At 54.4% G+C, this 10,509-nt stretch carries 19 protein-coding genes; 15 read left to right on the top strand and 4 right to left on the bottom strand.

The annotated features are described in order from the left end of the window. Nucleotides 1-109: 109 nt before the first annotated feature. Genes AAGJ81_15915 through AAGJ81_15925 form a run of 3 tightly spaced genes read right to left on the bottom strand, consistent with a single transcriptional unit; the run spans nt 110 to nt 1,311 of the window. On the bottom strand, nt 110-361 hold the full coding sequence (locus tag AAGJ81_15915) for a hypothetical protein (GenBank protein ID MEM0967634.1): 252 nt from the start codon (nt 359-361) through the stop codon (nt 110-112). Beyond that, nucleotides 345-809, bottom strand: coding sequence for a hypothetical protein (locus AAGJ81_15920; protein MEM0967635.1), 465 nt, complete (start codon nt 807-809; stop codon nt 345-347). Before AAGJ81_15920 ends, AAGJ81_15915 begins: the two co-directional genes overlap by 17 nt. Before the next feature lie 43 nt (nt 810-852). Further along, complete coding sequence (locus AAGJ81_15925) at nt 853-1,311, bottom strand: helix-turn-helix transcriptional regulator (protein ID MEM0967636.1); 459 nt, start codon at nt 1,309-1,311, stop codon at nt 853-855. A 42-nt stretch (nt 1,312-1,353) separates the two neighbouring features. Here AAGJ81_15925 and AAGJ81_15930 point away from each other — a divergent pair, with 42 nt between their 5' ends. From AAGJ81_15930 to AAGJ81_15940, 3 genes are read left to right on the top strand one after another with little or no spacing between them, the layout of a single operon-like run. Next, complete coding sequence (locus AAGJ81_15930) at nt 1,354-1,614, top strand: hypothetical protein (GenBank protein ID MEM0967637.1); 261 nt, start codon at nt 1,354-1,356, stop codon at nt 1,612-1,614. Between the two features lie 36 nt (nt 1,615-1,650). Next, nucleotides 1,651-2,427 (top strand): BRO family protein, encoded by a 777-nt coding sequence (locus AAGJ81_15935; protein ID MEM0967638.1) that lies wholly within the window; start codon nt 1,651-1,653, stop codon nt 2,425-2,427. Nucleotides 2,428-2,477: 50 nt separating this feature from the next. Beyond that, entirely contained in the window at nt 2,478-2,852 is a 375-nt protein-coding gene (locus tag AAGJ81_15940) for a hypothetical protein (GenBank protein MEM0967639.1), read from the top strand. 11 nt (nt 2,853-2,863) lie between these two features. Here the strand turns inward: AAGJ81_15940 and AAGJ81_15945 are convergent, their stop codons facing one another. Next, a complete protein-coding gene (locus tag AAGJ81_15945; GenBank protein ID MEM0967640.1) occupies nt 2,864-2,995 on the bottom strand; it encodes a hypothetical protein in 132 nt (43 codons plus the stop codon). A 71-nt stretch (nt 2,996-3,066) separates the two neighbouring features. Between AAGJ81_15945 and AAGJ81_15950 the strand changes: the two genes are divergently transcribed. The 12 genes from AAGJ81_15950 (at nt 3,067) to AAGJ81_16005 (ending at nt 10,285) form a co-directional block, all read left to right on the top strand. Further along, nucleotides 3,067-3,312: a hypothetical protein gene (locus AAGJ81_15950; GenBank protein ID MEM0967641.1), complete on the top strand. Its 246-nt coding sequence runs from the start codon at nt 3,067-3,069 to the stop codon at nt 3,310-3,312. 3 nt (nt 3,313-3,315) lie between these two features. Beyond that, nucleotides 3,316-3,576, top strand: coding sequence for a hypothetical protein (locus tag AAGJ81_15955; protein MEM0967642.1), 261 nt, complete (start codon nt 3,316-3,318; stop codon nt 3,574-3,576). 5 nt (nt 3,577-3,581) lie between these two features. Continuing rightward, the gene (locus AAGJ81_15960; GenBank protein ID MEM0967643.1) at nt 3,582-4,316 is read left to right on the top strand and encodes a hypothetical protein; all 735 of its coding nucleotides are present in this window, start codon (nt 3,582-3,584) and stop codon (nt 4,314-4,316) included. Then, nucleotides 4,313-6,349 carry a hypothetical protein gene (locus AAGJ81_15965; protein ID MEM0967644.1) on the top strand — a complete coding sequence of 679 codons (2,037 nt, stop codon included), beginning with the start codon at nt 4,313-4,315 and terminating at the stop codon, nt 6,347-6,349. Before AAGJ81_15960 ends, AAGJ81_15965 begins: the two co-directional genes overlap by 4 nt. A gap of 21 nt (nt 6,350-6,370) precedes the next feature. Further along, the gene (locus tag AAGJ81_15970) at nt 6,371-7,474 is read left to right on the top strand and encodes an ATP-binding protein (GenBank protein MEM0967645.1); all 1,104 of its coding nucleotides are present in this window, start codon (nt 6,371-6,373) and stop codon (nt 7,472-7,474) included. Continuing rightward, on the top strand, nt 7,471-7,674 hold the full coding sequence (locus tag AAGJ81_15975) for a hypothetical protein (protein MEM0967646.1): 204 nt from the start codon (nt 7,471-7,473) through the stop codon (nt 7,672-7,674). Before AAGJ81_15970 ends, AAGJ81_15975 begins: the two co-directional genes overlap by 4 nt. Continuing rightward, nucleotides 7,671-8,204, top strand: a complete 534-nt coding sequence (locus tag AAGJ81_15980; protein MEM0967647.1) for a hypothetical protein — start codon at nt 7,671-7,673, stop codon at nt 8,202-8,204. The genes AAGJ81_15975 and AAGJ81_15980 overlap by 4 nt, the downstream gene beginning before the upstream one ends. A 104-nt stretch (nt 8,205-8,308) precedes the next feature. Next, complete coding sequence (locus AAGJ81_15985; GenBank protein ID MEM0967648.1) at nt 8,309-8,668, top strand: hypothetical protein; 360 nt, start codon at nt 8,309-8,311, stop codon at nt 8,666-8,668. After that, nucleotides 8,661-8,945 (top strand): hypothetical protein, encoded by a 285-nt coding sequence (locus AAGJ81_15990; GenBank protein MEM0967649.1) that lies wholly within the window; start codon nt 8,661-8,663, stop codon nt 8,943-8,945. The genes AAGJ81_15985 and AAGJ81_15990 overlap by 8 nt, the downstream gene beginning before the upstream one ends. Beyond that, entirely contained in the window at nt 8,938-9,360 is a 423-nt protein-coding gene (locus tag AAGJ81_15995; GenBank protein ID MEM0967650.1) for a hypothetical protein, read from the top strand. Before AAGJ81_15990 ends, AAGJ81_15995 begins: the two co-directional genes overlap by 8 nt. Continuing rightward, a complete protein-coding gene (locus AAGJ81_16000; protein ID MEM0967651.1) occupies nt 9,357-9,950 on the top strand; it encodes a hypothetical protein in 594 nt (197 codons plus the stop codon). The genes AAGJ81_15995 and AAGJ81_16000 overlap by 4 nt, the downstream gene beginning before the upstream one ends. Before the next feature lie 2 nt (nt 9,951-9,952). After that, entirely contained in the window at nt 9,953-10,285 is a 333-nt protein-coding gene (locus AAGJ81_16005) for a hypothetical protein (GenBank protein ID MEM0967652.1), read from the top strand. The last annotated feature ends 224 nt before the right edge of the window (nt 10,286-10,509 follow it).

Consider the following 10,509-nt stretch of genomic DNA (forward strand, 5'->3'; position numbering starts at 1 on the left):
AAAACCTCCTTAACTATTTCCACTATCGAGTCTGTATCGACGCCGGACAAAATCATCCTTCCCGTTGTTTAGTTTCAGAATCAGGATTACTGACCAACAAACACAATCCTTAATCTGCGCCAATTCGCGAAATCTGCGGACCTACACCGTCATCCCATTGATCTCCCGAGAAGGCCACCAACGCACAGCCGGAGAGTCCGAATGTTCCCGCAAATGCCAAAGGCCCCGCCCGTAGCGATTCGCCCAAGTCCGCATCCCATCCTTCAGCTCGACCGATACCTGCAATCCAGCGTAATCGACTGGCGGCGGCCACGGCCGGGAGTTTTCTAGGGTCTTCCTTTTGTTCACCGAAGCTCACCATTCCGTGCAGAGACCTCACGGTACACACGCGAAACATCACCTGGCTTATGAGCGGCAGGCACAAACCATAGATGCGCACCAAAGTCCCACTCCCGGTTGAGCTGTAGCACCCAAGCGTTACTCAGCGGGACAAGGTCATCCGGGATCGTTGAGAGCCCAACGTAGACACTATTACCATCGCGGTGCACCCATGCTACTTCATCCAAAGCGTCCATCCCTTTGAGCATCGCGCGTGTCTTGGGAGTGTCGTAGCGATCACTCGGCGGTTTAGCCACCGGAGGTTGAGGTAAATCGTTCTGGGGAACATCAGCGGCCGCACTCTGATAAACAGGTAACTTGGGTTCCTGCTCGTCGTTCACGACAGCGACGATCAATCCAACGACAACAAGCGCAACCACCAAAACAATCCCCAAAGTCTTCCCGTTCATTTCAGTTCCGTCTTCACTCATAGTATTTCCTCCGTGTTCTCTGTGTTCTCCGTAGTTAAAAAAATCAATCTTCAGCGTCAGTAATCCCAAGTTTCTCCTCAATTCGTTGAAGCCTTTTGGAAAATTCAAGAATGGCCCCCGTAAAAGTATGATACTCGTCATTTAGTCGATCAAAATGCGCCTCGGTCCCTGCAGCACTGTTCGGATATAGGGCCTGAGCTTCTTTGACCTGCGCCCGAGTCACCTGTCTGGATATTTGAGCCATTTCTTCGCCCGGACCTTTTTGAGCCAATGTTTGGTAGGCAACTGCTGTCGCTCTTTTACGGTCATCAATGAGTTCTAATGCTTTCTCGGCTGCTTCTAACCTATGCCAAAATTTTGTAGATGGTTCGACTGAACCATTTCGAATCTGAGAAAGACGCCCCTCTGATATACCAATCTCCTTGCAAGCCTCCGTGCGTCGTATGCCTCGACGAAACTGGTATGCATCGACCCTTTGAAGAAAATCTTCATTTTTCTTCATTTCGGCTTGATCTCTTTAGAAATCTTCATTTTTCTTCAGCCCATGATTAAGCAGGCCCCCTCTAAAGTCGATTCGAATCCACTGCGTCAACAAATAATCGCTAAAGGGCACTCCGTTCGATCCGCCGCACGCGAACTCGGCATCAACATCGCCGAGATGTGCCACAAGCTCGATGCCTGCGCAGACCCCGAGGCCTTTGCAGCCCGGATAGCCGCCCTCCCAAAACGCGAGACGTCCAAGATGAAGACTCTCCGCCGCCCAACAAGGCGCGGCACCAAACAAAAAACAAAGGCCACCGCCTAGTTACGAGACGATGGCCTTTAACAAAGAAGTATCACCATGAAAGAACCAAACACAGCCGCACTCGTCAACCACTTATTCTTTGATGACCAGGACATACGCTCCACCTTCGAAGGTGGAAAACCCATATTTGCCGGAACCGATGTAGCCAAAATCTTGGGCTATTCGAAACCCGCCAACGCGGTCACGGACCACTGCAAAGGGGTCACTGTTTTGATGACCCCTTCGAAGGGTGGAAGGCAGCCCACAAAGTTCATCGGCGAGGCCGATGTTTACCGCCTTGTCCTCAAGTCGAAGGCTCCCCATGCCGAGAAATTCCAGGACTGGATTTGTGAGGAGGTTCTTCCCGCCCTCCGAAGGGACGGCTTCTACGTCTCGCCGAACGCAACTCCTATTCAACGCGAGATTCTCTCCCAGCGGTTCAAGCTGGCCGCACTCGAAAAGCAATTTGAGATGCTCCAGCTCGAAGACCGCGCGAAGCGCGTCATGGAAGTTCCCGGTGCCGTGCCGATCTCCGATTGGGTAGACAAGCACTGCCCGATCGAAGAAAAAACAGTGCGCGCCAACATTGTTCGAGCGATCAAGAGACACATTCAGAACACTCTCGGCGCACCCGTGGGCGTAGCTCGCAAGCACGGAAACAAACTCGTTGCTGCAAATCCCGACAACATCGCCCGCGCCGTTCTCGGTCTTAGCCTTACACGCGCCGACATCGCGGACAACCTCCGTATCGAGTCCGGCACAGCCACCGTCAAGACCGAGGCTCTTGCGCGGTTCAGCGCGGAGAATAACCCGGGATCGGAAATCGCCAACTAACCCAAGCCGGAACGTCCGATCCGTCCGTCCAACCGACCAACCGAAAAACAGTGAGCGCAGCGACCCAACACGAGTTCCCATTCGCCAGCCTCGATTTTCCCGGCGTATCCGTTTTGCGCCCACAGCAAATCGGCGGAGAGAACTCACCCATAGGAGTGAGCGAGGAGCACGTCTACCGTTTAATCGAATCGGGCGACCTAACCGCGATTGATATATCCCGGCGCAACGGCATCGCAGAGACGGATTCGCTTGGCCGGGCTAAGCGGCAGTTCCTCCGAGTGCCAAAGGAGGTCTGGCATTCCTGGTGCATCTCCCGACAGACCGCTCCCTTCAAACCCCTCCACAATCAGCTAACGACCGACCAACTCCGCCAGCACACACAGGACTGCCTCCGGGAACTCCAAAAGAGAGGGGTGCGGATATGAAGATGCCACTATTAGCGATTCATGCGAGCGCGGTATCGTGCAGCGATCCGTATGACAAACCCATGGATCACACAAGCGAGGCCCCACAAGGCGACAAGAATCGCGACGAGGGCTTCCCACCCATAGCTCTTAGGGCCTTCCATGACCTGAGAGCCTTTCAACCAACGGCCCAAATCTCCAGCCGAAACGAATCCGAGAGCAAGGGGGTGCAGGTGTGAACGTCTATCACGAGTCGATGCCTTCGCACCAGAACCTCTCAATAGACGCTGGCCTGGATCGGTGCATCGCCCGCTCAAAGCACGGGGAGGAGTGGGAGTTGAAGGCAATAGCCGAAGAATGCGGGTGCACCTTCCAATACATCCAACAGGTAGAAGCCTCCGCCATCAAACACCTCCGCAACAGACTGGCAGCCGAGGTAAAGGAAATCTCACCCCTCACACTTCAGTCTTCAAACTTCTAAACCGTGATCCCGATCCAGCATACCTACCCCTGCGTTATCGCCTACGAGTTTGAGACCGGCACCGCACTGGACGGCTCACCCGTTCCCAAAAATGCAACCGAGGACGAGATCCGCGAGGCCGCCTGCAAGCTCCTCGACCCCGAACTCCCCGCAGACCTCTACTGCAACCTAGCGGAGGCCACTTTCATTTACTACACACCCGCCGGAATGCCCGGCTGGTCCTTCCGCCTCGAGGAAGACGAAACCATCCCAGCAACCGCCTAACTACCATGCCAGAAAAACGAGCCATCCTCATCCCCGTAGCCCAGCTTCTTTTCGATCCCGAGATCCAAATGCGGACAGGATTGGACGATGACCACCTTGGCGATCTAGTCTCTGCCCTCAAAGCGGGTGAAGACTTACCCCCGATCGACGTTTTCCCCGCACAAGGCGACGACCCCATCGGCGCGAATGGAGAGCACTATTATATAGCGGATGGAAACCACCGCGGCTCTGCCTATCGCCTCGCCGATCGCGAGCAAATCGCGATTTACCAGCACACCGGTGGAAGGGCCGCTGCAATCAAATTCGCCCTCGGTGCCAACGCCGAGCACAACGCACTACGGCGGACAAATTCCGACAAACGGAAGGCCGTCAAAACCGCTCTAAATTCGCACTATGCGATTTTTGGGACTGAGAAAATCAAGAATGTAGCGATCGCTGAGGCCTGCAGAGTAGCTGAATCTTTCGTCCGAAAGATCCGACAAGAGCTCGAAAAGGACGACGAAGACGAAGGTCCGAAGGACAAGCACGGGAGAACACCCGACCAGCTTTTCATGGACTTCTACTTCCAGAAACGAACGGGGGCGATTCCCCGTTTGAGGATGGCAATGAATAGCGCGGACTACGCTGCAGCGACCCGTGAGCAATGGGCAGCACTCGTAGGAGAACTAAACGATCTCGTCAAAACAGCAGAGAGACACGCTGGTCTAGTCGTGGGCGCAAATAGGGGGAAGGCACAATGATCCGAGTGCCTAACGAAATTTCCTTCCTCCCTCCTACCAGCGAAGACGAATGGTGGACCACATTGACGGACAAGCAACGCGCTCACGCTTCGATCCTTCTCAATTTTATGGAGATTATTGCGACTGCTCCGAAGATCAGCGTGGGCGTTCAAATTGCCCAGTTGGATCCTCGCAATGAGTGGTCGTCCAAACGTCTCAAAGATTTGTGGAGGGAATTTCGGAGAACAGAAGGCAACTGGCGAGTTCTCGTTCCCAAATGGAGCACCCCGCAGGGGCAACCTCCAGCATTTATCCAGGAGTGGAAAGCCCGCTGCGAGAGACATCAGCGCAAAAGCTACGATGCGTGGAAACAGCTCATCGTTGATTGGGTTGCATGGCGAAGGGGAGACGAGAGTAAAGCCATCGCCGGATTCCGCACCCCGCCTCCACCCGCACCGGGCCAGAATCATCCCAACGGCTGGAGCTACGGGAACCTCACCCGGCATATGCCCGAAGAGCACGAGCTGGTAGCGACACGGCAAGGTGGCTCAAAACATCGATCCACTTATCTGCCCAAAGTCATCACGACACGAGCCGATCTTCTTCCGGGGCACTTTTACATGTTCGACGACGTTTGGCATGACCTTCACGTCAACCTAGTCGGTCAGCAAACGAGCGTGCGCCCCATCGAGATCGGCGTGCTCGATCTCTTTAGCGGGTATCGCCCCCTCTGGCTCATGAAGTCACTCATGAGAGATGAGGATGGCAAACGCCAGGGTTTCCTCGAGGTAGAGACCCTTTACCTCGCGACCGCTACGCTCCGTGAATGTGGCTACCGCCCCGAAGGCACTCAGCTCATCTTAGAGCATGCCACTACCGCCATCCGGCAGGAAGAAATCATTCGGGCCATCTACGATGGCACAGGTGGATCGGTTACTATCGGAACATCAGGAATAGCGAACGCTGCCGCCATTGCCGGCCAATACGCCGGCGCGGGTAAGGGTAACCCGCGGTTCAAAGCGGCCCTAGAGTCCTTCCACAATCTCATGCATAACCGGATGGACGCCCTCATGGGTCAGGTGGGTAAAAACCCCGAACACAGCCCCGAGGAAAACTACCGTTTGCAACTCCGTAACAATCACCTTTTACGGGCCTTGCACTACCTCGCAGATAAGGGCGACAGCGAGGCCGTGCGGAATCTGAACTTCGACCTCCTCGAGTGGCACCAGTTCTGCCAGATTGCGGGGTCAGTATACGACCGCATCCACAACGACCCTGACCATAATTTGGAAGGCTGGCTGGCCGCCGGTCTCACACAGACAGAATGGAGACTCTCTACCGATCACGAGTTTGCCAGCCTTGAGGATACAGATGAAGAGCAACGTCGCCTGGTAGTGAACTACTGCCAAGGGCGCGATGGACTAACAAGGGCGCGAAAGATGTCACGCATCGAAGCGTGGAACCACAAGAGGAAAGGCCTCCGTAAGCTCAACCCTGCGGCCATGGCGAACATCCTCGTCCTCCATGAAAAGGTCGGCAAGGAACGCACGGTCAACGACGAAGGCTGTTTCGTTTTCAGCGACTCCCAGTACGGGACCGGCGAGTATCACTTTATGGGCGAAGCGCACGGCATAAACGGAAGCCTCGGCATTTCGCTCAAGCGCCGCGAGAAATACCTGACTGTCTGGAACCCACTTATTCCGGATGAACTTCACGCCTTTGACGGCAAAGGTAAATACCTCGGCATCTGCCCAGGCCGCAACCGGCCAAGTCGAGCGGATGAGGAAGGAATCCAACGATCTCTAGGTGAAGTCCGGCGCGTAGAATCGCAACTGCTTCGCGGCGTCTCCTTCCGTGGCAAGAGCCTCATGGAACAACGCAAAGCCGATACCGAGGCGAACATCCGCCTCCTCGATCCCACGGAACGCGAGAAGCTCAAGAGCCGTGAACGCTCAAAGAAACTCGCTCGCTCCGGTGGCGAACTCTCTGAGCTCGATGAGCCTGAGACACAATCAATAGGCGAAGACTACTCCCTCTCTGAACTCGAAGACTAACCCAACCAAAAAAACGAAAACATGAGCGACGAACTAACCAACCCGGAGCCCGATTGGCTCCAGGGAGACCGTCTTCAAGTCGGCCTTCTAAAGAATAAGCCCGAGTTTCGCGAAGACCTCCGCTGGTATGCGCGGCGGGCAGGTGCTCTGAAAATGAGCCAGAAACAAATGGGCGACGAGCTGGGCATCTCTGCCAGCAACATCTCAAAGGTGTTTTCCGGCCAATACATCGATACTCGAAACAGCTTGGTTCTTGCACCCCCAGCGAAGATGCTTTCCCGGATCCGCGTTCTCCGCGACCAGGAGGCCGAGGCGGTGGCTTCCCGCAACCAAGGCCGTGTGATGACCCCCACCGTTGAGGAGGTCCATCGCGTCTGCCGTAAGGTGTGGAAGCAAAAGCAAATCGGAATCATCTACGGGGAGTCGCACATCGGGAAAACCGAGGCCCTTGAATGGTTCCGCGACGAGAACAATCACGGTGCAACTCTCTACGTCGACCTCCAGGACATCGCTGGCGTGCAAGATCTTTACAAGGAGTTTGCCTATGCCCTAAAACTCTCTGGTAAGTCCGGCCCCGAGCGCCTCAAGGAGCGCGTCATCAACTCCATAGACGGCACCAACCTCATCCTCGTCGATGAGGTTCACCACATCACTCACGCTTACCGGAAGGGGAGCGCGAAACTCATGGTCAACGCGCTCAAGAGCATTAAGGACCGCACCGGATGCGCGATGGTGCTCTGCATGACTCACGTTGGACGTCACGAGTTTGAGGACGGCGAGGACGCTCGCCTCCTTGGTCAACTGAGACGCCGCGGCTCAATCATCCTGGATCTCGGTCAAGCGATGACCGTTGGCGATGTCCGGGCTATTGTCGAGGCTTACGGTCTCGAGTTCCCACCAGCCAAAAGGGGAGAGCTTTGGAAAAAGTTCGAGGCAGAATACGCCGACCTTGAGCACATCAGTATTTGCCGAGACATCGCTTGGGACCGCGGAGCTCAATGGCTCATCAACTGTCTCCACGACGGTCAGCTATTAGCCAACAAGACCAAGGCCAAACTCACCTGGGCAACCTTCGTCAAAGCACACAAAATCTATCTCAAAGGCGAGCAGCCCCGCGCCGCGTGAAGACTCTTCTCGCCATAGTAGCCGCTCTCACGGCTACCGCATTCATTGGTGCAATTCTCACGTTCTCCGATCTCCCGGCGGAATCCCTCATGATCTTTTGGCTGACTTACGTCTTGGCGACTCTGATCGCAATCGGCCGGTTTATCCACGAACTCATCCTCCACTATCGGGCCTCAAAGATACCCCAACTCAAACCATGAAAGAAGAACTGGAAAAACAACTCACCGCGGCCGCCCGCGACTACTCAGGCAATCGGGAAACTCTTTCTAAACGCATCGACGCGCTTCATGCTGAGATTGAGGCGGCGAAACGCCGGCTCTTACCAGGGATCCGATCAGCCGCTGCCAAGTGCCTAGACTCAAAGGCAAAACTCGAAAGACTCATTGAAACAAACCCCAAGGCTTTTGAGAAGCCCCGCACCGTGACCCTTTCCGGCATCAAGCTCGGCCTACAGAAGCAGAAGGGCAAGATCACTTGGAAGGACCCGAAAGCCCTGGTAAAGAAGATCCGCTCGCTGTTCCCTCAACGCGCCGACGATCTCGTCGAAATCAAAGAAGTCCCACGCCGTGCGGCGATCAATAAGCTCGACGTTGGAGACGCTAAGAAACTCGGCCTCACCATCGAAGCCGACACCGATGCAGTCCTAATCAAGAGCACTACCGACGACGTCGACAAACTCGTCGCCAAACTCCTCGACGAGGAGAAGACCGACGCGAAGAGGGCTGCCTAACAGAAACGTCAATTTGGCAGTGTATCTCTATTTCGGATGATGAGTTCACCGACTTACTAAACAGAGCCCTGAAGACCAGAGAAACGAGCCTAACAATAAAGATTATGAGTTCCATTTCCCTTAAGCCCAAGCCGTCAACCAAACAGAAGATCGAAGTCAGTTCCTCCCTCGCTGATTCGTGTTCCGAGGTCCTGTCTGAGGTTGAGAGAGCAACCGCGAAATTTCCGACGTGGCCGACCGATCCACTCCATGCGCTTGCTGTGCTTGGTGAAGAGTTCGGGGAGCTCACGAAAGAGATGGTGCAACTCACCTATGAGCCGCACAAAACCAACAAGGCCGAGGTGAGGGCGGAAGCTATTCAGACGGCAGCTATGGCCTTGCGACTAGTCATGAGTCTCGACCGCTACAAGTACACTGCCGGCGACCAACATTCTCAGCAGAACAGTAATGAGGATAGTGAGTGACGAGGAACGAGGAAACGAATTGATCGCACCGCCTGATTTTGACCCAACTGTTTTTCGGGTGGAAATGCAAGAGGGTGTGGCAACGTGGTATCCACGCACTCGGGAGGTAGTTTTCTTTTGGGGCGTCGATGGATCGCAGATTTTCGGCTTAGGTTGGGATGCCTGGGATGTGTGGACTATTACGGGTGAAAAAGAGCCGGATAAGGAACTTTGTCACCGGATGATACAAGTTTTCATCAATGCTCAGAACAACGAGGTGGTTAAAAAAGATGCCTAAAGCCGTCCAGATTCCCGAAGCTCTCGACACTCTCGAGTTCCGTGATCTTTGGGCGGAATGGATCGAAGCCCACGGCGGCCAACGCTACACAGCTCGGCAGCGTCGAATGGCAATCAAACGTCTCTCTCGTTGGGGGCACGACGCAGCAATCGCCGCTCTGGAGCACTCTCTAGTCGGTGGCTACCAAGGAATTTTTCCCGACCCCACGTTCAAAACAAAACAGCCAACCGCGACCGAAAAAAAACTCTCTACGTGGGAAATCAAAGAGAAGATCAAAGCAATCGACAATCGTCTCACGGACTCCGATCTAGCCTATGAGCACGTCGACCCCGAGAAAAACCGGAAACGCATAGCCACACGCCGCGAACTAATCGCAACCCGCAAAGAGCTAGAGTCCCAACTCCTCTCCGGATGACTGCAAATCAGATCAAAATGTATCGGGCCGAGTGGGCCAAGGCTCGACTGGAAATTGAGAAAAAGCGGGGCTCAATGACCTCTGCCCAAGCGGACACATGTCGCCGCCAAATTCACGCAGACGTAGGAGCTCCAGATTCTTCGAAGGATTTCAACAACAAGGATCTCGATGCTGTTCTTTCTGCCTTTTTTGCCTGGTCTCGTTCCGACGACCTCCTTTCTCAACTACACCTACAGGATCAACCCGAGATCCGTGCTCGCTATCTAGCGGATGACATGCTCGACCGCATCGAAGCGATTCTAGACACTTCTGGCCGCGAACAGGAAGCTGACAAAATCCGCAAGGGTCAGCCCCGCGAAGCCTACCTCCTTTTCCTGCTCCGTCGCCTAAACCCGAAGTCCGACATTCCCATTATGGACTCAGCAAAGGCTAAAGACTGGCAGCAGGTCATCCGCACGCTAGTCTATCGTCACGACCAAGTCGTCAGAAGAAAAGAGGCCCTAAAACAGACTATAGATTCCAGAAGGGGCTTATTGAACCCGGTAGATTCATCTCGGGTAGAGGTCCTGGTTAAAGAACTCCCTTGGTAGCGATGGCGACTCAGTGGACCAGTCGCCTTTCCATTGCCCAACTCGAAGAAGAGTTGAGCGGCCGACGGCTTGAGGTCTACTCCGCTATCCGTGCATGGGACCCACTCATCGACGGACCTGGACCCAGCATCGAGGACCTCGCAGAGAAAACCGGACGGAAGGAATCAAGCATCTGCGGACGCCTAGCTGAACTTAGGCACGACAACCTGGTAGTTCCCGGACCACTCAAGCAGAACTCGACTGGGAAAGAGGCCATGACCTACATCGCCCTAGCCTGGAAAGAAGATGAGATCACATCCCGAGTTGAGCCGTCAGGGCAGGCATGTTTTTTCTGATTTGCAAGGTCGTTTCAATTCCACTGCACCCGTCATTCATGGCGGGCTTTTTTTACAAATCACCCAATGGAAAAGTTACCAAACCTATGAGAAGTGGCCTTTTTTGGGTGAAAAGTTACCAAACCTAGAATTGGCCCCTTTTTTCTCGTAAGTCGTTGGTTTTCGGGTTTTTCCGCCCTTTTTCCCATTATTATGAGAATTACCAAACCTGATGAGAACTTGTA

This window comes from Verrucomicrobiota bacterium, assembly GCA_038744685.1.
In the GTDB taxonomy this organism is placed as follows: Bacteria; Verrucomicrobiota; Verrucomicrobiia; order Opitutales; family Puniceicoccaceae; genus Puniceicoccus.